General features: G+C 32.7%; 20 protein-coding genes. 5 read left to right on the top strand and 15 right to left on the bottom strand.

Annotated features, from left to right (window positions below; translation table 11 throughout):
• Positions 1-22 precede the first annotated feature (22 nt).
• The 7 genes from Q0822_RS05270 to Q0822_RS05240 all read right to left on the bottom strand — a co-directional run bounded on the left by Q0822_RS05270 (position 23) and on the right by Q0822_RS05240 (position 6504).
• Positions 23-736: a 3'-5' exonuclease gene (locus tag Q0822_RS05270; RefSeq protein WP_299121075.1), complete on the bottom strand. Its 714-nt coding sequence runs from the start codon at positions 734-736 to the stop codon at positions 23-25.
• 2 nt (positions 737-738) lie between these two features.
• On the bottom strand, positions 739-1893 hold the full coding sequence (locus Q0822_RS05265) for a serine hydrolase (RefSeq protein ID WP_299121072.1): 1155 nt from the start codon (positions 1891-1893) through the stop codon (positions 739-741).
• 37 nt (positions 1894-1930) lie between these two features.
• Positions 1931-2404 (bottom strand): methylated-DNA--[protein]-cysteine S-methyltransferase, encoded by a 474-nt coding sequence (locus Q0822_RS05260; protein ID WP_299121069.1) that lies wholly within the window; start codon positions 2402-2404, stop codon positions 1931-1933.
• A complete protein-coding gene (locus Q0822_RS05255; protein WP_299121066.1) occupies positions 2404-3522 on the bottom strand; it encodes a CNNM domain-containing protein in 1119 nt (372 codons plus the stop codon). The genes Q0822_RS05260 and Q0822_RS05255 overlap by 1 nt, the downstream gene beginning before the upstream one ends.
• 145 nt (positions 3523-3667) lie before the next feature.
• Complete coding sequence (locus Q0822_RS05250; protein ID WP_299121063.1) at positions 3668-4303, bottom strand: hypothetical protein; 636 nt, start codon at positions 4301-4303, stop codon at positions 3668-3670.
• 106 nt (positions 4304-4409) lie between these two features.
• Complete coding sequence (locus Q0822_RS05245; RefSeq protein WP_299121060.1) at positions 4410-5096, bottom strand: response regulator transcription factor; 687 nt, start codon at positions 5094-5096, stop codon at positions 4410-4412.
• Between the two features lie 13 nt (positions 5097-5109).
• On the bottom strand, positions 5110-6504 hold the full coding sequence (locus Q0822_RS05240) for a HAMP domain-containing sensor histidine kinase (RefSeq protein ID WP_299121059.1): 1395 nt from the start codon (positions 6502-6504) through the stop codon (positions 5110-5112).
• Positions 6505-6959: 455 nt separating this feature from the next.
• Between Q0822_RS05240 and Q0822_RS05235 the strand changes: the two genes are divergently transcribed.
• The gene (locus Q0822_RS05235) at positions 6960-9725 is read left to right on the top strand and encodes a hypothetical protein (protein WP_299121056.1); all 2766 of its coding nucleotides are present in this window, start codon (positions 6960-6962) and stop codon (positions 9723-9725) included.
• A 14-nt stretch (positions 9726-9739) separates the two neighbouring features.
• On the top strand, positions 9740-12517 hold the full coding sequence (locus Q0822_RS05230) for a hypothetical protein (protein WP_299121053.1): 2778 nt from the start codon (positions 9740-9742) through the stop codon (positions 12515-12517).
• A gap of 6 nt (positions 12518-12523) precedes the next feature.
• Here Q0822_RS05230 and hemB read toward each other — a convergent pair whose 3' ends face one another.
• Positions 12524-13513: a porphobilinogen synthase gene (gene hemB, locus Q0822_RS05225; protein WP_299121050.1), complete on the bottom strand. Its 990-nt coding sequence runs from the start codon at positions 13511-13513 to the stop codon at positions 12524-12526.
• Between the two features lie 74 nt (positions 13514-13587).
• Here hemB and Q0822_RS05220 point away from each other — a divergent pair, with 74 nt between their 5' ends.
• Positions 13588-16224 (top strand): DEAD/DEAH box helicase family protein, encoded by a 2637-nt coding sequence (locus Q0822_RS05220; RefSeq protein ID WP_299121047.1) that lies wholly within the window; start codon positions 13588-13590, stop codon positions 16222-16224.
• A gap of 1 nt (position 16225) precedes the next feature.
• On the opposite strand, the gene hemF is transcribed toward Q0822_RS05220, so the two are convergent.
• Positions 16226-17128 carry an oxygen-dependent coproporphyrinogen oxidase gene (gene hemF / locus Q0822_RS05215; protein WP_299121044.1) on the bottom strand — a complete coding sequence of 301 codons (903 nt, stop codon included), beginning with the start codon at positions 17126-17128 and terminating at the stop codon, positions 16226-16228.
• A gap of 189 nt (positions 17129-17317) precedes the next feature.
• On the opposite strand from hemF, the gene Q0822_RS05210 reads away from it, so the two are divergent.
• On the top strand, positions 17318-19156 hold the full coding sequence (locus Q0822_RS05210; protein WP_299121042.1) for a hypothetical protein: 1839 nt from the start codon (positions 17318-17320) through the stop codon (positions 19154-19156).
• Here Q0822_RS05210 and Q0822_RS05205 read toward each other — a convergent pair.
• From Q0822_RS05205 to hemA, 5 genes are all read right to left on the bottom strand, one after another.
• Positions 19153-19692 carry a GNAT family protein gene (locus Q0822_RS05205; protein WP_299121041.1) on the bottom strand — a complete coding sequence of 180 codons (540 nt, stop codon included), beginning with the start codon at positions 19690-19692 and terminating at the stop codon, positions 19153-19155. The genes Q0822_RS05210 and Q0822_RS05205 overlap by 4 nt on opposite strands.
• Positions 19689-20456, bottom strand: coding sequence for an EI24 domain-containing protein (locus Q0822_RS05200; protein WP_299121039.1), 768 nt, complete (start codon positions 20454-20456; stop codon positions 19689-19691). Before Q0822_RS05200 ends, Q0822_RS05205 begins: the two co-directional genes overlap by 4 nt.
• Positions 20457-20521: 65 nt before the next feature.
• The gene (hemE, locus tag Q0822_RS05195; RefSeq protein WP_299121036.1) at positions 20522-21547 is read right to left on the bottom strand and encodes a uroporphyrinogen decarboxylase; all 1026 of its coding nucleotides are present in this window, start codon (positions 21545-21547) and stop codon (positions 20522-20524) included.
• Positions 21548-21552: 5 nt separating this feature from the next.
• Complete coding sequence (gene hemC / locus Q0822_RS05190) at positions 21553-23133, bottom strand: hydroxymethylbilane synthase (RefSeq protein WP_299121033.1); 1581 nt, start codon at positions 23131-23133, stop codon at positions 21553-21555.
• On the bottom strand, positions 23126-24373 hold the full coding sequence (gene hemA, locus Q0822_RS05185) for a glutamyl-tRNA reductase (RefSeq protein ID WP_299121030.1): 1248 nt from the start codon (positions 24371-24373) through the stop codon (positions 23126-23128). Before hemA ends, hemC begins: the two co-directional genes overlap by 8 nt.
• Positions 24374-24574: 201 nt before the next feature.
• Between hemA and Q0822_RS05180 the strand changes: the two genes are divergently transcribed.
• Complete coding sequence (locus tag Q0822_RS05180) at positions 24575-25474, top strand: AraC family transcriptional regulator (RefSeq protein WP_299121027.1); 900 nt, start codon at positions 24575-24577, stop codon at positions 25472-25474.
• Between the two features lie 11 nt (positions 25475-25485).
• On the opposite strand, the gene Q0822_RS05175 is transcribed toward Q0822_RS05180, so the two are convergent.
• Complete coding sequence (locus tag Q0822_RS05175) at positions 25486-25935, bottom strand: hypothetical protein (RefSeq protein ID WP_299121024.1); 450 nt, start codon at positions 25933-25935, stop codon at positions 25486-25488.
• Position 25936 lies beyond the last annotated feature (1 nt).

Genomic DNA, 25936 nt, shown 5'->3' with positions numbered 1-25936 from the left:
CTGATGAAAATCAGGACTTTTTTTATATGTGTTTTATCTCATTCTCGTGAAGCAATTCATCTCCTTTTAGTCTTAAGAAAATTTGAGCAACCGCAATTGTGTCCTTTTCACAATAGGTAATAATTCTATCTATGTCTTTATCTTCATAGTAAACACGATATACTTCACTACCATCAATATCGTCTTTTGGTGAAGGAATGCCTAATACGTTAGTCAATAGTTTTAAAGACGTATACGTCTTGTAATCGCCAAATTTCCAGAGTTCTAAAGTATCGAGATGCGGTACTTCCCAAGGTTTTTTACCAAAAAGATTAAGTTTATATGGCAATTCTATATTATGAATAATCATTCGTCTTGCGATATATGGAAAATCGAATTCCTTGCCATTGTGTGCACACAATAGATGCTTGTTTTGACTAAAATGTGAAATTAACAGGTTTTTGAAGTCTTTTAGGATTTTTACTTCATCTCCATGGAAAGAAGTCACTCGAAATGTCCTTACATCACCTTCTATATTAAAATAGCCTACAGAAATGCAGATGATTTTCCCAAACTCAGCCCAAATTCCGGCTCTATCATAGAATTCTTTGGCAGTAAATTCCTCTTTGCGTTGGTACCTAGATTTTGCATCCCAAAGTTCTTGCTTTGTTTTGTCTAATTCAGAAAAACTTTCCGTTTCTGGAACGGTTTCAATATCTAAGAATAATATGTTTTCAAGATTGAGTTTGGATATCATGATTACATGTTTAGCATTTCATAAGCCTCATCCAAAAGTGAGTAAAAATCAGCAGAGTGTGGATCCACATCAGGATTTGATTTAGCAATGCTATGACCTAGCCTTACTACAATAACATCATCTTCTGGTACTACAATAACATATTGCCCTAGGTGGCCACGCATATAAAACACTTCTTTTTCATTGAACTCAGCTAACCACCAGCCATAACCATATTGTGGGTTGTCAGCAAAGCGTGGTTTTACAGATTTTGCTACAAAAGCAGAATCTAAAAATTGTTTTCCATTCCATTTTCCATGATTTTTAAAGAGTTTCCCATAGCGTGCAAAATCTTTAGCATTGCTGGCAATACAGCAATAGGCTTTTACCAAATCATGGTCTTCACTATCGACTTGCCAAAGGGTTTCATTTTCAGCGCCTAGAGGTTTCCAAAAGCTCTCTTCAAAATAATCATAAAGTTTTTTACCACTGGCTTTTTCAATAACCATAGCCAGCATTTGTGTGTCACCACTAGCGTATTTAAAGGTTTTTCCTGGTTCATCCACAACCTTCAAACCGTTCATTACCTTAGCTAAATCATCATCAAAATAAGCACGAGTAGTTATTGATAAAGGAGAATAATAGGCTTCATCCCAATTGGTACCAGAACTCATACTTGATAAATCCCCAACAGTCATTTTTGCTGCTTTACCTTCGCAAAATGCTGGTAAAAAATCACAAACAGGTTGGTCTAAACTTTTTATATAACCATCTTGAATGGCTTTTTGCATCAATCCTGAAACGTAGCTTTTTGCCATCGAAAAACTATTTGATTTAGAATCTTCATTAAAACCATCATAGTATTTTTCGAACCATATACTATCTTTTTTTATAATTACAAACGCAATAGTGCCGGTTGCTGTATTTATTGATTTTAGTTCTGGAGTTTCTGCTACAGTATTATAGTCTTTATGGTTTGTCCAAGGTTGAGGTGTTGCAATATCGATTTGTTGGTTATCAAACTCTTTATAATCTTCTAAAAAAGCTGTGGTATGACCTTTCATATAGATTGTTCTCACAGCTTTTATAAGATAATCTGTATCTGTAATGTATAACACAGCCACAATAAGGGCAAGTAAAACGACAATGAACTTGAGAGTTTTTTTTAGGAATTTCATAAATATGATTTAAAACTTAAATATAATGAAAGTCTAATTAAAAAAGAGATTGCTGTTTGTATTCACTTTCATGATTGAGCAGCCATTGCTTTCTATGCAAACCACCAGCGTAACCTGTTAGACTTCCATCACTTCCTATAACGCGATGACAGGGCACAATTATCCAAAGAGGATTTTTACCGTTAGCACTGGCAGCAGCTCTAATTGCTTTTACGTCTCCTATTTGTTTGGATAGTTCTAAGTAAGAGATTGTTTTACCAAAAGGAATCATAATTAGTTGGTTCCATACTTTTTTCTGAAAAACAGTGCCCTCTGGATTAAGTTTTAAGTTGAAAGTTTTGCGTTCGTTTTTAAAATAGGCTTTGAGTTGGGTAACACATTCCAAAAGTGTCTCTGGAATTACGGAAGATAATTCATGTTGAGTGTCTAATATTGAAACTGATGCTATACCATTGTCGTCTCCAACAATTTTGGCAATACCAAGAGGTGTTTCAATAAAGCAAGTTTGCATTACTCTCCGGAATTATCATTTTCTATTATTCCTAAACGTTTAGCTCTGGTTTCCCAGCTTTTTCTGGCAAGCATTTGTAAATCTGAGACATTATCACTTTCGTCCATAATTTCGAGCCCAAGTAATGTTTCAATAACATCTTCCATAGTTACCAAACCACTAACTGAACCATATTCATCAACGACTAAAGCTAAATGGTTTCGGCTTTCTACGAGTTGCTCAAATAATGTTGGAATTGGCAAATTTCGATTTACAATAATGATATTTCTTTTAATTTCTGCTATAGGCTTAGAACCATTACCAAGAGCCATTTCCTTAAATACTTCAGCTTTTAAAACCAAACCAGTAATATTATCTGCATCTTCTGTGTATACTGGTATGCGTGAAAATCTGATATTTGAGTTTGCATTAAAAAAGGCTTCAATAGTCATGCTCTCATCTTCAGTCTTCATAACAGTGCGAGGAGTCATTACGTCCTTTGCTTGTACTTCTTTAAAGGTGAGTAAGTTTTTGATAACCTTGCTTTCATTTTCTTCAAAAACACCTTCTTCATGAGCAATTTCAGTCATAGCAACAAAACCTTCTCTGCTCAAAACACTACCATGTCCTTTCCCTCCAATTAGTTTTGTGGTGAGTTGAAGTAGCCATAAAATACCTGTCCATTTTAAAGGAAATATTAAAACATTTAGAGCTTTAGAAGTAAAGTTTGCCAATTGTTTCCAGAAGGTTGCACCAATTGTTTTTGGAATGATTTCTGAAGCGACTAGAATTAAAATCGTCATTATTGTAGAAACGACACCTACCATTAAATCTTCGGTAAACTCTATACCTAAAATGGTGCGTTTGGTAGTACCATAAATTTCTAAATAAGCCACTTTTGCCTGTACACCAACTAATATTGCACCAACAGTGTGTGCAATAGTATTTAAGGTGAGTATAGCGATTAATGGTCGATCTACATCTTTTTTTAGTTCCTCTAAATCAGTAGCATAAGCTTTACCTTCTTTCTTTTTAATATTAATAAACGTAGGTGTAATACTAAGTAATACAGCTTCGAGAATAGAACATAAAAATGAGAAAAAGATAGAAATGACAGCGTAAAAAATGAGTAAGCCCATTAAAGATATTGAAGTTTAGTTATCACAAAGTTACAAAATGAATAGTTAAATGTATTACTCAATTTTGTTCTTAGGTATTTTGAATATAAAAGGCCATTAACGTAATACGTTAATGGCCTTTCGATTTTTTGATTGATTAGGATGATTAATTCCCTTTAGCGCGTTTTGCTTCACGTTCTGCTTTAGCTAATTCGCGTTTTGCTTTAGCGAGTTCTCTTTCTGCTCTTTCTAAATCTCGTTTAGCACGTTCTGCTTTTTTTGCTTCTTCTTTTTTGGGATCAGTACCAGAGATAAAATACTTTAACTCATTACCTAATTTGTTGATTTTCTCTACAAAGCCTTTTGATGCGACTTCAGTATCTACATACATTCTTAGATGTCCTTTGGTTAATTTACATTCAAAAACCTCGTCACCACTTTGGTTGTCTGACCATAAATATGTGTTACCATTAATTTTCAGATTAGCTTTTCCTAACTTTTCTAATAGTATAGCTTTTACGCTTTCATTTTTAGATTTGTGATAGCTGGCTCTGAATTTATAACTATCATCAGAAATTGAGATAGATACTGAACTGTTGTTGGTAACGTCGTCGTCGTTATCTATTGAAATAGAATAGGATGTGCCTTTTTCAGTTTTTGGTGGTTTTGGCGGATCTGGAACCGTTTGTGCATTACCGTTAAATGTTGAAAATAATGCCATAACTAGCATTAAACAAACTGTTCTTTTTACCTCCACAATTCTGATACTTCTGTTTAAGTTTTTTGATTTTTTGAAATTCATAATATTCGTATTTAATGATTGAACAATACAAATGTATAGGACAAAATTGGTGTAAAAAAGAAAATGCTAGGCGTTAACCTAGCATTAACCAAGTATATATGCCTTATTAACTTACCTTAAATTCTAAGCCAACATTTCTAATGCTTTCAATAGAAATAGAAGGGTCTAGCTTAAAATATTTGCGGAGTCTACTGATGAAAACATCCATACTACGACCAGAGAAAAAATCATCATTTTCCCAAACTGATTTTAATATGTCTTCGCGTTTTAAAAGTTGGTTTTTATGATTGAAGAGAAATAAAATAAGCTCACCCTCTTTTTGTGTGAGTTGTTTTTTGTAATTATTACAAGTCAGTTCTAAACGTGTTGTATTAAAGCTATAAGTTCCAATTTGTACAGTTTCAGATTGCTGTAATTGGGTTGATGCTTTTTCGGTACGCTTTAAAATATTATTTAGCCTTAAAACAAGTTCGTCTGCCTCAAAAGGCTTAACAATATAATCATCTGCACCTAGCTTTAAGCCTTTAATCTTATCTTCTTTTAATTTACGAGCAGTTAAGAAAATAAAAGGGGTTTCAGGATTATAGTCAATCACTTTTTCTGCTAACGTAAATCCATCCATTTTTGGCATCATAACATCAAACACACAAATATTATAGCTTTCTTTTTTGAACAATTCTAATGCTTCTTTTCCATCCTTCGCCCAAGTAATGATGTAACCAGAAATCTCTAAATACTGTTTTAGGATGTTACCAAAGTCTAAATCATCTTCTGCTAAAAGAATGTGTTTCATGATGCCAGATTTTTTAATTAAACGGTATAGTTAAAATAAAGGTTGTGCCCTTACTATCTTTACTTTCGACAGCAATTGTCCCGTTGTGTGCTTTTATTATTTGACTAGTGTAATAAAGCCCAAGACCCAAACCTTTTACGTCATGTATTTCTTTGTTTCCGGCTCTAAAAAATTTATCAAACACCTGTTTTTTGTCTTTCTCAGAAATTCCAATACCATTGTCTTTGATTGAAATTGTTAAAGCATTACTAGTTTCAACATTGCAATCAATTTCAATATTATCTCCTGAATATTTTACTGCATTTTCTAGAATATTAAAGAGCGCTGTTGTTGTAAAGAATTTATCAAGATTTATGATCTTCCTTGTTATTGAAAAATTTCTGTTTAATTTCACATCTTTAGTCTTCATTGATAACATAAAGTCATCTAAAACTGTATTGATGTAATCTTCGATATTAACGGATTCTTTTTTAAGCTGAATCTCCTGATAACCTAAACTATTATTTAACACTTGATCAATGAGTTTCTGAAGTCTTTTATTCTGACGATCAATTGTATTTATAGTATTGTCAACCAACTGAGGTTGTTGTTTCACCTCATCTTTATTTAGCATTTTAGTTGCTAGAGTTAGTGTTGCTAAAGGTGTTTTTAATTCATGTGTAATATTATTTACAAAGTCTGTTTTTATATCTGCAATTTTCTTTTGCATAATTAGACTTTTGATAGAATAGTACAGTAGCCCAATAACCACTGAGAATATGAGTAAGGATAATAATAAAAGACCTAGCATCTGCTTAAAGACAATTTTCTTCCAGCCAGCAATATCCATTTTATCTTGAGTTTGAAACATTAAATAAAAGAAAACTTCTTTATCCTCTCCATTGATGATTCTATTAGAAGTGTGATCAGTTTGCCAAAGTGTAGTACTAACACCTAATGCATTATCTTCAGGTATTGGATCTCCTAATACAATTCGATTATTGGTTTTTTCAACATCAAAAATGGTGTCGTTTTGTATGGAGTCTAATAAAATGATGGCTTTTACTTTTTTATGAAATTTTATGCCATATGGGATGTTGTTTTTCACCAACTCTTTTTGGTATTCTACTCTGTAAGTGTCATTAATAGAGTCTATAACAAGTTCTAAACCCTTGACAACATCACCTCTTTCAACCAAGCCAAATTTGTAATCTACTATTGTATTAATAAAGTTTTCTTGCCAAAAGTCCGCAAGTGAATCTAAGGCTGGTGAAAAATCGTCTATTTGAGAAATAGAGCGTCTGGTTTCAGTAATAAAAGCCTTCTTTTTTAATTTATATGTGTTGTTAATTAGATAGCCTTGAATAATAGAAAGTGCTATTAAACCAATAATTGAAGCTATAATTAAAAGGTTGATTTTTCTTTTCATACGATACCGTAAGTTAAAAATAAAACAGAGTTCACAGTTTTATGGTTGATTGATTTTCTGATTGATGAATTTAGTAAACTCTGTTTTGTAATTAAGAATCATTATCTAAAACGTCTTTTGGTGTTCCAGCTATACGCTTTAGTTCTTTGATCTCTTTCTGTGATTTGATTGTTGTTTAAAGTTCTCATGATTAAATGATTTTAATGATTGATGATGGTACAAATCTAGAACGAAGAATTCATACAAAAAAAGAAATGACCTAGGTTAACCTTCCGTTAACCTAGCTTGTTTAAGAGGCTAAAGGATAGTAAGGTTTCGCCACTTGCAGTTTAATTTCAATTAACAAAGTCTATCACATCTATTTTTGAGTTAACGATATCTATCATCTGTTTTGTGGGAATTTTTTGATGTATCAATAAATATTTGTAAATTAAAGTCAACAAAAAGCGTATTTTATGAGTCGAGCAACTACATATTTTTTACGATTAATTTTCACATTACTGTTTGCCACTTCATTAAGTGCACAGCAAATTATTGATAATGTCACTAAGCCATCTTTAAGTAAACACAGTTTAGCAGAGAAGATATATTTACAAATAGATAACACCATTTATAAAACAGGAGAGAAGGTTTGGTTTAAAGCAATCGTTTCAAAGTCTTACGATAACAGTTTATCTGATATTAGCGGAATACTACATGTAGAACTTATAGATTCCAATAAGATTATTGTTGACAGTAAATTACTTAAATTAAAAGATGGTATTGCTTCTAGCAATTTTGACCTAGAAAAAAGCTTTACATCAGGAAAGTATCTAATAAGAGCTTATACCAGATGGAACAGAAACTTTGATGATGATTTTATATTCACACAAAGTATAGATGTTATCAACCTCAAAAAAAAAGTAGAGCAAAAAACCCCAATAATAAATATTACAGTAGGTACAGGTGATTTTAAAACGCTTTCGGCTGATATTAACCCTAAAATTATAGACTCAAAGTTTAAGGGTAAATTAAAATTGTACATTGATACGGGCTCAGTAATAGATTCCATTGAGCTAAAAAAAGACAATGATAATATCTATAAATTAGACTACGAACTTCCTAAAGACGCCACTCAAGCCGAACTAAAATTTAAGTTCAATTCTGATAAAAACAGCTTTATAGAAAAAGAGGATAATGTATATAGTAAAACTATAATCATAGACAAGAACTATCTCGATGTTCAGTTTTTCCCTGAAGGTGGCAACCTAGTTGATAATCTTTTAAGTACAGTTGGTTTTAAAGCCATTGATTACAATGGCATGGGTAAAAAAGTTAAAGGAAAGATCATAGATAATTTGGGTAATGAGGTCACTACTTTTAATAGTAATGATTTAGGAATGGGCACCTTTAAATTATTACCTCAAAAAGAGGCAAATTACTTTGCGAAAATTACGATTGAAGATGTTGTTTATAAATTTAACCTACCATTAGCTAAGAACAAAGGAAGTGTTCTGTCTGCTGTAAATTTAAAAGATGAGATTAAGTTATTAATTACCTCAAACAGTAAATCATCAGATAATTTTATTATTCAAACACAAGCCAAGGGTGTAAAATACCATAGCCTTCCATTTAGTTATAAAGACACTATTAATGTATCAATACCTAGACTAACCTTACCAGATGGCATTGTAAAACTTTCAGTAGTAAATGATAATAAACAAATAGTATGTGAACGTTTGTTTTTTAACAATAGGGAAGACTATAGATTAAATATTGAGTTGACTTCAGATAAAACCTCTTACATGCAACGCGATAAAGTAGGTTTAAGTTTAAAACTAGACAGTTTACAAAAACCAACCCAACCCAACCTATCCGTATTAGTTCTAGACAAGGAAAGGGCAGAATCTTCTAAAGGGTTTAGGCCTCATATTTTATCATATTTATTATTGAATTCTGAATTAAAAGGTTTTGTAGAAAACCCAATGTATTATTTTGATAAGCAAAATAAAGATAGAGGGTTAGATATTGATGCGTTAATGTTGACCCAAGGGTGGAGAGCCTATAAATATCAGAAAACAACACCAAATACAACTTATGCTTATCAACCAGAAAAGAACTTAACAGTTTCAGGTACTGTTGGTGAGTATTTTAATCCAAATAAAAAACCCAAGAACCCATTAGACATTAACTTATTTGTGTATGGGGAACCAATGAATACTTATACCCAAGAAATTACACCACAAGGGAAATATTATTTTGAGTTAGAAGATGTTTACAAGTCTAGTGCAGAACTATTTATGCAGGTCGTAGATAAGAAGGGTACACCCATAGACTTTAATATTAATGTTGATAAAAAATGGTCACCTAAGGTACAAATACATAAAGAGCAGACTGTTGACTTACCGAGTTATATAAAATCGAACTTTGTACTAAGTGCTGAAAATGAAAATAAAATTCAACAGCAATATGAAACTGCATTTAATACCGTTGCGTTGGATGAAGTCAATATAAAAGGGTATAAATTGACACCTGCTCGAGAAGAGTTTATTGCTTTACATGGAGAACCAGATATTGTTATTGAAGGAAAAGAGCTCAATGAAAAAGCACCAGATTGGAATTATGGACTTTTTAGTGTATTACAATCACAGTTTAGGGATGAGGTCGATGTTATTTCTGTTGGACCACCTGTTGGTCGCCAATGGTTATTAGCAAAAGTTAAAAACTATGATTTTACCTATATATTGGTTGATAACATTCCAATCTTTATTGGTAACTATCCAGATCTACAAGATTTTCCTGTAGAAGAAGTTGAAAGCATGGATATATTGAGAAAACCAAAGGACAAAAACAGATATTGTGCTGCCGCTTTTCCTGGTGCTCGTGGATGCCCTAAGCGTGTAGCCTTAATAAATATTTACACATATTCAAAAAAAGGTTTTTTTGGTATAACTAAGGCAAAAGGTACCTTGACAAGTAATATGCGAGGATTTTCTGAGTCCATAGAGTTTTATGCTCCTAATTATGACACTTTAACTAACCAAGATTGGGTAATACCAGATAATAGAAGCGTGATTCATTGGTCACCAGATATAATGTTAGATGCTAATGGGGAATATACTTTAGAATTTTATAACGATGACCACATAGGTGAAGTCTCAGTGATTGTCGAAGCGATTTCTAAAGATGGAAGATTATGTTATTTAGAAAAAACATATAACATAAAGGAAGCTCAACGCTAATTGAATTTTATGACATGCAATTTCACAAGACAACACTTTTATTACTTATAGTATTTAGTTTTCCTACGTCAACTCTAAATGCCCAATTGGTTAACAACATTACAAAACCCTCTTTAACTAAATCCAGCTTAGCCGAAAAGATATATCTTCAGATGGACAATACTATATACCAAACAGGAGGGACGGTTTGGTTCAAAGCTATAGTTTCAAAGTCTTACGATAATAGTCTATCGGATGTCAGCGAAATTTTGCATGTAGAACTGATAGATTCTAATGAGGCTATTGTTGAGAAAAAACTGTTAAAGTTAAAAAAGGGAACAGCCAGTGGCGCTTTTGAACTGCAAAAAAGCTATAGCACAGGAAAATATTTAATCAGAGCTTACACGAATTGGAACCGAAACTTTGAGGAAGACTTTATCTTTAGCAAATCGATAGATGTATTTAATTTAGATGAAATAGTAAAGCCTAAAAGCCTAATAACAAACGTTGTTGTTAATGCAGGAGAGGATAAGACGCTTTCGGCAGATATTAATCCTAGGTCTGTTAATCCAAAATATAGAGGTAAGTTAAAGTTATATATAGATACTGGCAACACCATAGATTCTGTTGAGCTTAATAGGACTAAGGATGGTATCTATAAGTTGAATTACACCTTGCCAGAAAACACGACATGGACAAAATTAAGTTTTAATAAAGGGGCTTCGGGTGAAATGTTTGAATCTGATAATTTAGATAGTTACAGTAAATCCATAGTAATAGACAAGGATTACCTAGATGTTCAATTTTTCCCAGAAGGAGGTAGATTGGTCAATAACCTTTTGAGCACAGTAGCTTTTAAAGCCTTAGATTACCAAGGTTTAGGATATAAAGTATCTGGACAGATTAAAAACGGACAGGGCAATGCTATTACCAGTTTTAAGAGCAATAAGTTGGGCTTAGGGACATTTAAGCTATTACCAAAAACTGGCCATAACTACTATGCAGAAGTTAGTATTAATGATGTGGTTTATAAATATAGTTTGCCAATAGCTAAAAATACAGGTAGAGTTCTTTCTGTAGTAAGGTTAAAGGACGACATTAGAATATTATTGGCCTCAAATAAAAAGACAGAAGGTGATATTAGAATTCAGACGGAATCGCGAGGTGTAAAATATCACGATTTAAGTTTCAAGAACAAAGATGAAATAACAACGTTTATCTCATCAGAATCGCTTCCAGAAGGTATCGTTAAGATTAGTGTGGTAGACAATAACAATCAAGTTATTAACGAACGACTAGTATTTAATACCAAACCTAACAATCGTCTGGTATTAGATATAAAAAGTGATAGGGACAGCTATAGTCAAAGAGAGAAGACAACCTTAAAGATAGAGTTGGATAGTTTACAGGCAGAAGGGACAAGTTTATCGGTTTTGGTCATCGATAAAGAAAGAGTTGATGCCTCAAGAAATTACAGGCCCAATTTGGTATCCCATTTGCTATTGAGTTCAGAGCTTAAAGGTTTCATCGAAGACCCAACATATTATTTTGACAGTACTAACCATGATAGGGCGCTCGATTTGGATGCATTATTACTAAGTCAGGGCTGGCGTACTTATAAATACCAAAAGATCTCGGCCAATACCCATTATACTTATAAGCCAGAAAAGCGTCTTGTAGTGTCTGGCACAATTGGTGAATATTTTAACCCAAAGAAACGACCAAAAAAGCCTTTGGACATCAATATGTTTATCTATGGAGAGCCAGTTGATATTTATAAGCAAGAGATAGACTCTAGTGGTAAATATTGTTTTGAAGTAGAAGATATATATAATTCTAATACAGAACTCTTTATGCAGGTTGTAGATAAAAAGGGGAAACCTATAGATTTTAGGATTAACATAGATAAAAAGTGGAACCCTAAGATAGAATTTAAACGAGAGCAAACGGTTGATCTACCAAGTGAGATTATATCAACTTTTACTGAGCGTGTAGAAGTGAAAAATAAAATACAACGTGATTTTGAAGTGGCGAATAATATGGTAGCTCTAGATGAAGTTAACATAAAGGGCTATAAGTTGACACCTGCCCGAGAGAAATCTATTGAGCGTAACGGTGAGCCATCTGCAGTTATTGAAGGTGAAGAGCTAAGAAAAAAAGCACCAAAAAGAGAATATGGTATTTATAGTGTTTTAGAAGTATTGTACCCTAATCTTGTTAGGATTGAAAGAGTTGGTAGATATGGACAAGTAATGATTGCTACTGTTGTTGGATCAGATTTGACGCTAGTTTTATTAGATGGCAAACCTGTTCACCTTGAAGATTATCGATATTTAGGCAATATCCCTATAAATGACGTAGAAAGTATTGATTTAATTAAAAAGGCAAAAAGACCTTCACAATATCTTGGGGATGTATGGTATACACCTGTTCTTTTAAATAGTAGAAGTGGTGATTTAGCTCCTAAAGTTTTAAGCTATATTCATATATACACATTTTCAAAGAATGGACTGAATAAAAATATCAAATCTAAGGGTGTGCTTACAAATACTATAAAGGGCTTTTCAGAATCTATAGCGTTTTATACTCCAAATTATGAAACGCTTTCAAACCAAGATTGGGTGATACCAGATAACAGAAGTGTAATCCATTGGTCACCAGATATTACGTTAGATGCTAATGGGGAATATACTTTAGAGTTTTATAACGACGATCACATAGGGGAAGTTTCCGTAATAGTCGAAGCTATTTCTAAAGATGGTAAAATAGGTTACTTAGAAAAAACATACACGATTAAAGAAGCTGAGAGATAAAAGCCTTTATGAAATTAATCGTACAATATCCTTAGCAAAATAACTAGCAATGATATCTGCACCAGCACGTTTAATAGAGGTAATCTGTTCTAACATTACAGCATCATGATCTAACCAACCTTTTTCAGCAGCAGCTTTTAACATTGCATATTCACCAGATACTTGGTAAACAGCAATAGGTACATCAAAACTATTTCTAATATCTCTAACGATATCAAGATAGCAAAGTCCAGGCTTAACCATAATGATATCTGCACCTTCGTTAATATCCATTTCAGTTTCTCTAATAGCCTCATCTCTGTTTGCAAAGTCCATCTGATAGGTCTTTTTATCTTTTGGGACATCTGCCATATCCACAGGTGCAGAATCTAAAGCATCTCTAAAAGGACCATAAAAAGCTGAAGCATATTTTGCCGAGTAACTCATTATCCCGGTATCAATAAAATTAGATTGGTCTAAAGCTTCTCTGATGCCTAATATTCGTCCATCCATCATATCACTCGGAGCTACAAAATCTGCTCCAGCTTCAGCGTGCGAAATGCTCATTTCGGCTAAAACTTTGACTGTAGCATCATTTATTATTTTTCCATTTTCAACAATACCATCATGACCATAAGAAGAAAATGGATCTAAAGCGACGTCTGTCATTACCAACATTTCTGGGCAAGCATCTTTAACTGTTTTAATAGCACGTTGCATTAATCCGTTTGGGTTTAAAGTTTCTGTGCCTTTATTGTCCTTGAGGGAGTCATCTACTTTTACAAAAAGAAGAACGGATTTCAAACCTAAACTCCATAATGTTTTTACTTCGTTTTTAAGTAGATCTAAACTGTAGCGATAGTAATTAGGCATTGATGCAATTTCCTCTTTAATGCCTTTGCCTTCAACTATAAAAAGTGGTACTAAAAAATCATTTGGAGAGATGATTGTTTCTCTTACTAAACCTCTAATCGCTTCGTTGGTTCTTAAGCGTCTATTTCTTCGTATTGGAAACATAATATCAATCTAAAATTAACAGGATAATGATTACTTTTATGAAATACAAAGTTAATCATTAAAACCCATTTTTATTGTTAGAATCACTTAGTGTTTTAGAATTTCAGTTTGCTTGGCGCAGTTATCAAGATAAACTTCTAAAAAATTTTGAAGCTCATATTGCAGATCATCACTTTCATGTTATTGCACCTCCAGGTTCTGGTAAAACTATTTTAGGTATTGAGATTTTAAGAAGACTAGGTAAAAAAACATTAGTACTTACACCAACACTAACAATTAGAAATCAATGGCAAGATAGATTACAGACCTTTTTTACTGATAATAAGCGTTTTGAATTTTGTTCTTTAGATATAAAACAACTGAGTGACGTCACATTCTCTACCTATCAGTCATTACATTCTTTTTATAAGTCTTTTGAAGACAAGGATGATTTTTTAGCCTATTTTAAAGATCAGAATATAGAAACTATCGTTTTAGATGAAGCTCATCATTTAAAAAATGCATGGTGGACCTGTTTAATGGAGCTAAAAAAAAGCAGCTTATATTTTATAGTAGCCCTAACAGCAACCCCTCCTTATGATAGTAGTCGTTTAGAAGTTAGTAAATATTTTTCACTCTGTGGAGAGGTTGATGACGAAATTTCTGTTCCAGACTTAATACGAGAAAAGGATTTGAGTCCACATCAGGATTTTATATATTTTTCAAAACCCTACGATTCCGAGCTTAATTTTATAACTACTTACAGAAATAATATTGCTGATTTTAAAACTAATGTTTTACATGACGACGCTTTTATTTCAATATTGGAACAGCATCGTTTACATAAAGATCCTTTAAGTCATTTGGATACTATATATTCAAACACCGCATTTTTTTCTTCAATTTTAATAACACTTCATACTATTGGTGTTGCGATTGACAAGAATAAATTAGAACCTTTAGGCATTTTTAAATCAGACAGGATTCAATTTCCAGAATTAGATTTGAATTGGTTAGAGATTCTGTTACAAAACCTATTAGTAACAGATCGTGAAAATTTAGAAGGGCATGAGGATTATTTACTCAGCTTAGAAAAACAACTGAGACGACTTCATGTTTTTGACAATAATAAAGTTAATCTGATAGGTAACGAATCACTCTATAAATCCTTAGCCTTTAGCCCAAGTAAGTTAGAAAGTATTGTTGAAATAGTAAATGCAGAACGTTTATCACTCGGGGAGGATCTAAGTTGTGTGGTGTTAACCGATTATGTAAGAAAAGAGTTTTTAAATACCTCAACAGAAAATACGGATCAAATTGATAAGATAGGTGTGCTACCTATATTTCATTATATCAGAACGAGTTCTGTTAACAACTTTGATTTAGCTGTACTTACAGGTAGTATTGTTATTATTCACCATTCCATTATTCATGCCATAAATGCATGTAGCAAAGATGAGTCATTCACATTTATACCTTTAAAAAGTGATGACAATTTTGTGTTGGTTAATGCTTCAAATCGCTCTAGTAAAGCCATTGTGGGAATTATGACAAGATTGTTTGAAGATGGTATTATAAAAGTTCTCATTGGCACAAAAGCCTTGCTAGGCGAAGGATGGGACGCACCTTCTATTAATAGTCTCATTTTAGCATCATTTGTAGGTTCTTTTGTTTCATCTAATCAGATGAGAGGTAGAGCAATTCGTCGAGATGCCAATAAACCAAAAAAGACTAGTAATATATGGCACTTAGCATGTATCGATCCGACAGATAAATATGGAGGTAAAGAGATTGAATTGTTAAAGCGACGATTCGAAGCTTTTGTTGGTGTCACTAACACCAAAGTATCTTTCATAACAGATGGCTATGAGCGTTTAGGAATTCCTAAAGAGATTGATGCTAACACCATTGAAGATTTAAATACGACCACAATTGAACGTTCAGGAAATCGGAGTGATACCACAACACAATGGAAATATTCTATAGGAAGCGGAAGCAAATTAACACGTCAGTTACAACTTGAAGATTTTAAAGAACCCGAATTTAAATCTGAACGAAAGGTGTATTTTGCAAAGGCTTCACAATTAGTGGCCATAGAAATTGTATTACTACTCCTCATCTTTTTTCTCGGAACGATAATTACAGCCTTCAACTTAACACTAAATCAAAAATTATTGAATGGGATGAAGCTAATAGGTTTAGTTACATTAGCTTTTTTTGGTTATAAGCTTTATAAAACAATTATTTATTATCTACGTCATGGTTTTCTACATAAAAAGCTTAAACAAATGGGATTGGCTATTTTAGAGACTATGGAAGCCATACACATTTTAAACTCCAGAAGAGAACATGTTAAAGTGCATACCGAAAAACTGTATAATGGTGTTGTAATTTGTAATTTAAAAGGCGCGAGTAATTATGAAGAAGCTTTCTTTTTGAATACGCTTACAGAGCTTTTAGAGCCTGTTAAATCGCCTCGATATATTATTGTGAACACTAATATTTTAAAGAAGGGATTGAATATTGAAAATTTTTATCCTGTTCCTGATGTTTTTGGAAAGAATAAGGAGGATGCCACGTTATTTCATAAAAATTGGATACGGTTTATGGGGAAAAGTAAACTCATTTTTACACGTCAACCAGAAGGACGGCGCTTATTGTTAAAAGCAAGATTATTTCATCATACTAATGAGTTGAAAAATAATCTTGATGACTTGACCGTTTGGAAGTAGTTTAAACCCAATCCACAGGATTCTGTAAAACTTTTATTAAGCGTTCCTCTTTACTTCCTTTTTCAGGATGATGATTATATACCCATTGTACATGTGGTGGCAAACTCATGAGAATACTTTCTATTCTCCCATTGGTTTTGAGACCAAATAGAGTCCCTTTATCATGTACCAAGTTAAATTCTACATAACGGCCACGACGAATCTCTTGCCAATCACGCTGCTCTTTAGTGTATGATAAATTTTTTCGTTTTTCAACTATTGGTACATAAGCTTCTAAAAAACTATCTCCAACTTCGATAACAAAGTTGTACCAATTTTGCATAGTCATTTCATCCGATGCTTTGCAATAGTCAAAGAATAAACCGCCTAAACCACGACCTTCATTTCGGTGGGTATTATAAAAATACTCATCACATCTTGCTTTGTATTTTGAGTAGAATTCAGGGTTATATTTATCACATGCTGTTTTACAAACTTGGTGAAAGTGTTTCGCATCCTCATCAAATAGATAATATGGTGTTAGATCTTGCCCACCACCAAACCATTGATCAACAATGTTGCCTTCTTTGTCATACATTTCAAAATAACGCCAATTCGCATGAACTGTTGGCACCATTGGGTTTTTAGGGTGTAATACTAAACTTAATCCGCAAGCAAAAAAATCAGCATCTTCAACACCAAAGTATTTTTGCATAGAATCTGGTAATTTACCGTGTACACCAGAAATATTTACTCCACCTTTTTCGAACACCTTACCATTTTCAATCACTCGGGTTCTACCCCCACCACCTTCTGGGCGTTTCCATAGATCTTCTTTAAAGGTTCCTTTACCGTCAATTTCTTCCAATTTGGAAGTAATTGTGTCTTGTAATTCTTGTATGTAGTTGAAAAATTTATCTTTCATTTTGGATGTATACCAATACTTTATTTAGCTTTCTAAGAGCCTTTTAAACACCGCAAAAATACAATAATAGACCAACCCAAAGCAATATTACACTACAGAAACTCTTGAAAAACAGCTTAATTTCCTAATCATTTGAAAAGCCGTATTTTTATTAATAAATTAATTGCCAACCATTTAATTAATAATCTAATGCATATTGTCAGGTTTTTATGCGTTTTCATTTTTTGTTTTTCATTTCTAAACGCTTCATCACAAAATAAGCTATATGACCGAACTGGGTTAGATAGTCTTTACCAGAATCTTAAATCTAATTTAAAGCGTAATGATGCTAACTTAAATAAAATTGATAGTGCTATAGCATCTATTGACAAACTAAATAATGATACTATAGCTGCTGATTTTTATCACAAATTTGCTAATCTAAGACTAGATTTAGGACATTGGGATACTATCTCTAGACAAATACATCAAAAGGGTTTTGATAGAATTAAATCCTCTGGTGATTTGTGTAAACTTGTTACAAGTCAGTTTAATTTAACACGATTCGCTTTATTTCAAGATAGTCCAGACTTATTAGATCTTGCGAATCATGGATTGGAAATTGCGAAACAGTGTGGGGATTTAAAACAGATTGCTCATGCACAATCGTTTGTAGGTGCGGCCTATATAAATGATACTGATTACAAAAATGCATTGAAGAATCTCTTAGAGTCCGAAAAAAACTATATATCAATTAAAGACTCTCTTGGAATAGCTATGGTTAACCTAGATTTGGCTATGGTGCATACTTTTTTGCAAGAAAAGACCAAAGCAATTGAAGCGACAAAAAAAGCAGCTTTTATATATAAAAATGCAGGGAGAGACCTTAACTATGCGGTAGCTTTAATAGACATGTGTTCTTCGTATTTAGATATTAAAAAAACGGACAGTGTTATAAAATATTTACCTATTTCTCATAAAATCGTTGAAAACAGACATCAACTTGCTAATGCTTATGTTTATCAGCATTACGGAAGGTTGAACATTCAATTAGGAAATTACGATGAGGCCATCAAAAACTTCAAGAAAGGACTCGAGATTAATACAAGCATAAAGAATAGTGGCCTGTACTCTAGTCTATATATTTATTTGGCCGAGACTTATAAAGAGAAAAAAAATCCCAATTTGGCTTACTTATATGCAATAAAGTCAGATTCAGTATCCAAAAATACTAAAGATGATTTTGAAAGACTAAAGAGCATACTAACCTTAGCAAAAGCAAGTTATGAAGTTGGTAAAAACAAACAAAGTCATGATGCCTTTTTAGACTATATTAAATTAAAGGACAGTGTTTTAGGTGAAGAAAAACTTAAAGAGATTACTGCTCTTGAAAAATTTTATGAAGCTGAAAAGCGTGATAATAAAATCAAAATTCAACAGCAGGAAAATGATTTGCTTTCAACAAAAAATAGAGCTGCAAATAACCGAAATATTGCTTTACTCATAACTTTACTTTTATTAGCCGCAATAGCCTATGCGCTGATTAATAAATTTAGATTAAGAGCAACAAAGCAAAAAGCGATTACTAAAGTAAAAGAATTAGAAAATGATAATCTCAATCAAAAAGTTGAATATCAAAAACGAGAATTAGCCTCTAAAGCACTTCATATTGCGCAAAAGAATGAGATGTTGAACGAACTAAAAGCCGATTTAAGCCAATTGAAAAAAGACAACAATACCAACGGTGTAAACCACCTTATCAATAAATTGCATATCGATAAACAAATAGATGATAATTGGGAGCAATTTACAACTCAGTTTATGGAAATGAATCCCAATTTCTTTAATAGTATTACAGAGCTTTACGATGATTTAACGAAGAATGATATTAGATTAATAGCATTACTAAAAATGAAGTATGATTCTAATTCAATAGCATCTCTATTAAATATATCAACAGAAGGTGTTAAGAAAGCAAGGTATAGACTGCGTAAAAAACTGAATCTCTCTTCTAAAGACAGTTTAGAAAAGCATATTATGAGTTTTTAGTTTTTATATAATTCATACAACTCCATATCTAAAGGCCGTTCACTAGGTGGAGTAAATCCATTTATTAAGGTTTTCTGCCACTTAAAATTGTTATTTGTCGCTACTTTTATACTTCCTAAATTGTCTTTATGTGAAATGATCTGAAGAATTTCTAATCCCAATTCGTTGAACGCATATTTTGATAAAGCTTTAATGGCTTTCGAAGTCAAACCTTGTCCTTCAAAAGTATAACCAATACAATAGGCAAATTCACCTTGTTTTTTGTCCCAGTCTAGCTCTTTTATATAAATAAGTCCGGCGAGTTCTCGCGTTTCAGATTGTTTTAAAGTGAATAGAAACACTTCTTTGTTCTGGAAGTGTTTCATATTAGCTTCAACAAATAATTGAGATAAAGTTGGGTTTAAATTCTGTTCTAAAGTTTTAGGAAAATAACGTTTAAAACGATCAGCATTTGCCACCATTAAATCACAAATCTTCCAAGTATCACCTCCGTGTAAGGCATTAATTTCGAAACCGTCAAATTGTGCTACCATCATACAATCACTTTATTTTGATTGAGCAGGTGATCTTGTTTTAAAAGTTTCACTGTGCTTAACGAAGATGCTGTTACACTCATTGGTAAAACCAATATAACACCAATAATAGGAATCAATAAAAAGAGCATAAAGACTATGCCATTGCCAATTGCAATACCTCTGTATTTTCTAACAAACTGAATACTTTCTCTGTACTTAAAATGGCGTTCTAAAGTATAATCCATATTACCAAAACCTGCATAATACGCCTGAACTAAAAATAGTAGTACCGTTGAAAATATATTCACAACAGGAATAAATTTCAACAATAAAATTGGTAAGGTGATTAGTAGTTCTTTTCCAAGATTTCTAACATTTATTCTAATGCCTCTCCAAAGTTGTTCTTTAAATGAGGTTTTTCTATGACTGTGCCTTTCTAAACCAGTTAAATGAGCTTCAATTTTTTCGGAAACCGGACTCATAAATGGGGCGGAAAGTGCCATTATAATGTGCTTGTACAAGATTAAACCAATGGCCAAAATGACAATCCAACCTATAAATGTAGAAATAGACGTGAAGGTTTCTTTTCCCCAATCCCATGGCCAAATATTGGAGATAAAGCGACCAATATTATCAGATAACCCATAAGCAGATAACCCAATGATGAACGCAGTTAACACACTAATTGCTATTGGAATAGCAAAATATTTCCATAGTTTAAGTTTGGAAATAAGTTCAAATGTTCCAGCGTATGCTTTTATACCTTTTAATATGTTATTTATCATATTATTGATTTTAGTTGGTTACAAACTAAAAGACGCTGAAAAGTATTTTAAGTTACACTAAAGAGCTAGGCTTTATATTCTTTAACAGCATCAATAAATGCTTTAGCATTTTCTAACGGAATGTTTGGTAAAATTCCATGACCTAAATTTACAATGTATTTATCTTTTCCAAATTCATTAATCATTTGATGTACCATTCTTTTAATTTCGGCAGGTGGAGAAAATAAGCGTGTAGGATCAAAATTACCTTGTAATGTAATATTACCTCCAGTTAAATAACGTGCATTTCTGGCCGAACATGTCCAATCTATTCCTAAAGCCGAAGCTCCAGATTTAGACATTTCATTAAGCGCAAACCAACAACCCTTACCAAAAGCGATAACAGGAGCATCATCCTTTAAAGCATTGATGATTTGCTGAATATATTGCCAAGAAAATTCTTGATAATCTACAGGAGATAACATGCCTCCCCAAGAATCGAATACTTGTAAAGCATTACAACCAGCTTTAACTTTTTCTTTTAAATAAGCAATAGTCGTATCTGTAATTTTCTGTAATAACTGATGTGCTGCAATTGGATTTGTAAAACAAAACTCTTTGGCTTTATCAAAGTTTTTAGAACCTTGTCCTTGCACACAATAACATAAAATGGTCCAAGGTGAACCAGCAAAACCAATTAAGGGCACTTCATCGTTAAGTTTCTCTTTGGTTACTTTTATAGCTTCGTAAACGTAGCTTAATGCTTCTTTGACATCTGGTACTATTACATTATCGACATCTTTTTGTGAGCGAATAGGATTTGGTAAATAAGGTCCAAAGTTGGGTTTCATTTGTACCTCAATATTCATGGCTTGTGGAATTACTAAAATGTCTGAAAATAGAATTGCAGCATCCATACCATAACGGCGAATTGGTTGAACCGTAATCTCACTTGCTAATTCGGGTGTTTGACAACGTGTAAAGAAATCGTACTTAGCTTTGATTTCCATAAACTCTGGCAAATATCGTCCCGCTTGACGCATCATCCATACAGGTGGACGATCTACAGTTTCACCTTTTAATGCTCTTAAGAATAAATCGTTCTTTATCATAAGTTTTAAACGTAATGTTCATTTACTAATTCAATTACACTTTCTACCGTCGGCACTTTTGCCACACGTACATCTTCAAAATATTTCTTTGCCTCTTTTGCTGTGGTTTCTCCAATACAGAAAGCAATTCCATTGGCTTTGTTTTGCTTTAAGAAACTCTCAACCGTAGATGGACTGTAAAACATTATACCATCTAAATTGCTTTCTATTTTATCAGCATCAAATTTAGTCTGATAGGCTTCGATTTCGTTTACCGTAATTTTATTTTCAGTTAATATATTTGGCAAGTCATCTAAGCGTAAATCACTACAGAAATATGTTACTTCTGTCCCATCAATATATTCAACTAAATATTCAGCTAGTTTTTTAGCATTTGCTTCTGTATGTGCTACTTTACCAATACGTTTTTCAACCATACGTTTGGTGCGTCTGCCAACACAATAAATGTTTTTGAATTGCAATTCTGGTGCAGAGAAGTTAGTTAGTAAAGCTTCAACTGCATTTTTACTTGTAATGATGACATTCTGAATTTCATTCCGAATTAAACTTTTGGAAAGTCTATTCAAACTAATTTTTATGGTATCATTACTTTCTGAAACTATATCATTATGAAATAATAGCACTTGATCATCAGTAAGCTTCTTGGTAGAATAAATATTAGTGATTTTATCTCCACGCTGTAATTGGTCTATTAGTACCTTCCCACCTTTACCGATAATATAATCTGCACAGAATTCTGCAACATTATGTCGATTTTCAAGAGGAACCACCTTGGTGACTTCTATCTTTTTAGTTCCATCTTTACTTAAAAGAATCCCTTTAAAATTTAATTCCTCCTCTTTGTTAATATAACAAATTGCGCCAATTGGAGCGGTACAACCACCTTCGAGTCGATTTAAAAATTCGCGCTCAATGGAGGTGCAAATTTCGGTAACTTCGTCATTGATTTCAGCACAAATGGCTCTAGTCTCTTCGTCAGATTCTAAAGCAGTAATCATAATAGCTCCTTGTGCAGGAGCAGGAATCATCCAATGGAGATTAATTGAATTTTCTGGTGTGAGATCTAAACGACCCAAACCAGCACCAGCAATGATTGCTGCATTCCAGTTTTCATTCGTTTCAAGCTTTTCAAGTCTAGAGTTTACATTGCCACGCAATCCTACGATAGTGTGTGTTGGGTAGCGATTTAGCCATTGTGCCCTACGTCTTAAACTTCCAGTAGCAATGACAGCATCTCTTGCTGAGAGAAATTCTTCATTTGTTTTATAAACCAAGGTGTCATTAATATTTCCTCGTTTTAAAACTGCCGCTTGTACAATCCCTTTTGGTAAAATCGTTGGTACATCTTTAAGAGAATGCACTGCAATATCGATGTCTTCATTAAGCATCGCTATATCAAGGGTTTTTGTAAAAATACCTGTGATACCTAATTCGTATAAAGGCTTGTCGAGGACAATATCTCCAGTTGATTTTATTGGAACTAAGACCGTTTTATGACCTAAATGCTCAAGTTGAGTTTGAACAGTTTTTGCTTGCCACATAGCGAGCTGGCTATCGCGTGTGCCAATGCGAATAATTTTAGACATTATCGGTAGTTTCTAACTGAAATATTTTTTTGATGAGCTCTAAACTCTCATCTGAAGTGTTACTATCTTCTCTAAGATGGTGTGCAAACTGATTGGTGATTTTCTGAATTAAATTATTAGTAATTAATTCTGCCTGATCTTCATTAAAATCAGCTAGTTTTTTACGCTGTGTATTAAATTCAGAATTTTTAAAACCTGTTAATTTATGTTTTATAGCTTGTATAGTTGGTACAAACTTTAAAGTATCAAGCCAAGCATTAAATTCGGCCATAATCTCCGTAATAATAGCTTCAGCATTAGGAATATATGCCTTTCGTTTTTCTAAGGTATCATCCGTAATTTTTGCCAAGTCATCTAAATGTACTAAAGTAATATTAGAATGTTCTCTAATGTCTTCGTTTACGTTTTTTGGAATCGATAAATCTAAAACCAATAAAGGCTTATCAGTAGAAATTAAAGATTTGTAAACCGTTGGATTTTGAGCACCTGTGGCCACTATTACAATATCTGAAGTGTTGATTTCATCTTGTAAATTTTCATAGTCCTTTACAACTAAATTGAATTTACCTGCAACTTCTTCGGCTTTATCCTTAGTTCTGTTAATTAGAGTAATATGTGAGTTTTTAGTGTGTTTAACCAAATTCTCACAGGTATTTCTACCAATTTTACCTGTTCCGAATAATAGAATATTTTTATCTGTGATGCTCTCAACGTTATTCATGATGTACTGAACAGAAGCAAAAGATACAGAGGTTGCACCAGATGATAATTCGGTTTCAGTTTTGATACGTTTACTAGCTTGTATTACAGCATTCACTAAGCGTTCTGTGAATGAATTCATTAGATTCACTTTCTTTGAAGCTCTAGCAGCAAACTTTAGTTGACTTATAATTTCAAAATCTCCAAGAATCTGGCTATCTAAACCAGAACCTACTCGGAACATATGATTTATTGCTTCTTTATTTTTATGAACGTAAGCTACGTCTTGAAATTCTTCGACTGTCCCCTTAGTGTTTTCGCACAATAAATGAATTAATTGGTAAGGATGCTCGGCGAAACCATAAAGTTCTGTTCGATTACAGGTAGAAATTAATAGAATACTTTCAATGCCATTTTGTTTTGCTTGCGCTAAAACATTTTGTTTCGCAGCATCGCTTAAACTAAAATGACCACGCACTTCAGCGTCAGCTTTTTTATAGCTGAGGCCTATAGCGTAAAAATATGTGCTTTTCTGTTGCATTCGCTCGTTTACCTGACTTTGGAAAGTAACAGCACAAAAATAATTTTGTTATTCATAAAAAAACAACGCTAGAAGAACTTAAAGTATCGTTTCTGGTTTTTTAAGATTGTTTTTTATAAAAACATGATTTTTATCATATTTTTGTAGTGAATTCAAGGGCTTTTTATGCTTTTGTTTAGAACGAATCTAAATAAGAAAGAAATGAAAACAGAAAAAACAGCTTCAAAAAGTGTCGCTACAGGTACTTTTGACGAAACTTTTATTGAAGACGGCTTTTTTGTGTTGAGTTATAAGAATGAAAATGATACTGTTGAGATTCTTGAACGCGAGATTGATAGTAGTTTTATTCAGTTTCATTTTTGTACCAAGGGATCATCTGCTTTTGTCTTTAATCAAGGCACTTATACGCTAAATATTAATGAAGACACATCGCTATTACTCTACAATCCACAACGCGATTTACCAATACATTTAGAAATGCAACCACATTCTTGGTTGGTTTCTTTGGTGATATCCATAAAGAAGTTTCATGGTTTATTCTCTGATGATGCTAGTTACGTTACTTTTTTAACCGATGATAATAGAGACAAGAAATACTATAAAGATGGAAAGATTTCTCCTTCAATGGCAGTGGTTTTAAACCAGATGATAAATTTTAGTTTAAACAATTCTATAAAACCGCTATACTTTAAAGGAAAAGCATACGAGTTATTGAGTTTATTTTTTAATAGAAGTGAAGATGCAAATATAGAGCAATGTCCGTTTTTGGTCGATGAGGTTAATGTCGCAAAACTGAAAAAAGCTAAAGATATTATTATTGCTAATATGGCTGAGCCACCAAGTTTACAAGAATTAGCTGATGCTATAGATTTAAGCCTTAAAAAATTAAAAGAAGGCTTTAAACAAATTTATGGGGATACGGTTTATAGTTTTCTATTTGACTATAAAATGGAAGTCGCTCGTAAACTTTTAGAATCCGGAGACCATAATGTTAATGAGGTTGGTCTAAAAGTAGGTTACAGTACGTCTAGCCATTTTATTGCAGCTTTTAAAAAGAAGTTTGGCACTACGCCAAAGCGATATATTATGGGGTCGGTCTAGAAAAGGTATAATTAATTTTTTCTAAGACTATCAATAGCTTTTTTATCCTTTAGTATTTCCTTTTCTAAAAATTCTTTCTGAAGATTTAAACTATCAATTTTTGATTGAAAATCAGAGTTAAGCTTTTTGAACTTTTGTAAAATACTAGCCGATTTATAATATGAATATATTGAAATCTTAATATTTTTTTCACCGAATTCCTCTTTAGCTTCTTCGTAAGAAAGATTTAATAGTTTAAAAAAATCTGATGAGTTCTTGTCACCTGAAGCAGCTTTTTTAGAAATGAAATCATACTTTTTTTTATTTTCTGTAAAGTGCTTTTTAAATTTAATAAAATCAGCTTCAGAATATTTAACCGAATCAATTTCTTTATGAAACTGCTTCAATTTTAAGCTATCAATATTTTGAGAAAATAGAGATCCGGTAATTAGAAAAATAAATATAAGAATGAAGTTTTTCATC

It is taken from the genome of uncultured Winogradskyella sp., assembly GCF_947496485.1.
Taxonomy (GTDB): Bacteria; Bacteroidota; Bacteroidia; order Flavobacteriales; family Flavobacteriaceae; genus Winogradskyella.
Note: the sequence above shows the minus strand (reverse complement) of the source record. Positions and strands in the feature narration are given on the sequence as shown.

Bases quoted from the DNA above. Each gene is read 5' to 3' on its own strand.
- hemC (WP_299121033.1), bottom strand. From the start codon at position 23,133: ATGTCTAAAATTATTCGCATTGGCACACGCGATAGCCAGCTCGCTATG.
- Q0822_RS05250 (WP_299121063.1), bottom strand. From the start codon at position 4,303: ATGAATTTCAAAAAATCAAAAAACTTAAACAGAAGTATCAGAATTGTG.
- Q0822_RS05260 (WP_299121069.1), bottom strand. From the start codon at position 2,404: ATGCAAACTTGCTTTATTGAAACACCTCTTGGTATTGCCAAAATTGTT.
- Q0822_RS05265 (WP_299121072.1), bottom strand. From the start codon at position 1,893: ATGAAATTCCTAAAAAAAACTCTCAAGTTCATTGTCGTTTTACTTGCC.
- Q0822_RS05230 (WP_299121053.1), top strand. From the start codon at position 9,740: ATGCAATTTCACAAGACAACACTTTTATTACTTATAGTATTTAGTTTT.
- Q0822_RS05235 (WP_299121056.1), top strand. From the start codon at position 6,960: ATGAGTCGAGCAACTACATATTTTTTACGATTAATTTTCACATTACTG.
- Q0822_RS05205 (WP_299121041.1), bottom strand. From the start codon at position 19,692: ATGATGGTAGCACAATTTGACGGTTTCGAAATTAATGCCTTACACGGA.
- Q0822_RS05180 (WP_299121027.1), top strand. From the start codon at position 24,575: ATGAAAACAGAAAAAACAGCTTCAAAAAGTGTCGCTACAGGTACTTTT.
- Q0822_RS05270 (WP_299121075.1), bottom strand. From the start codon at position 736: ATGATATCCAAACTCAATCTTGAAAACATATTATTCTTAGATATTGAA.
- Q0822_RS05245 (WP_299121060.1), bottom strand. From the start codon at position 5,096: ATGAAACACATTCTTTTAGCAGAAGATGATTTAGACTTTGGTAACATC.
- hemB (WP_299121050.1), bottom strand. From the start codon at position 13,513: ATGTTTCCAATACGAAGAAATAGACGCTTAAGAACCAACGAAGCGATT.
- Q0822_RS05240 (WP_299121059.1), bottom strand. From the start codon at position 6,504: ATGAAAAGAAAAATCAACCTTTTAATTATAGCTTCAATTATTGGTTTA.
- hemE (WP_299121036.1), bottom strand. From the start codon at position 21,547: ATGATAAAGAACGATTTATTCTTAAGAGCATTAAAAGGTGAAACTGTA.
- Q0822_RS05200 (WP_299121039.1), bottom strand. From the start codon at position 20,456: ATGATAAATAACATATTAAAAGGTATAAAAGCATACGCTGGAACATTT.
- Q0822_RS05255 (WP_299121066.1), bottom strand. From the start codon at position 3,522: ATGGGCTTACTCATTTTTTACGCTGTCATTTCTATCTTTTTCTCATTT.
- Q0822_RS05210 (WP_299121042.1), top strand. From the start codon at position 17,318: ATGCATATTGTCAGGTTTTTATGCGTTTTCATTTTTTGTTTTTCATTT.
- hemA (WP_299121030.1), bottom strand. From the start codon at position 24,373: ATGCAACAGAAAAGCACATATTTTTACGCTATAGGCCTCAGCTATAAA.
- Q0822_RS05175 (WP_299121024.1), bottom strand. From the start codon at position 25,935: ATGAAAAACTTCATTCTTATATTTATTTTTCTAATTACCGGATCTCTA.
- hemF (WP_299121044.1), bottom strand. From the start codon at position 17,128: ATGAAAGATAAATTTTTCAACTACATACAAGAATTACAAGACACAATT.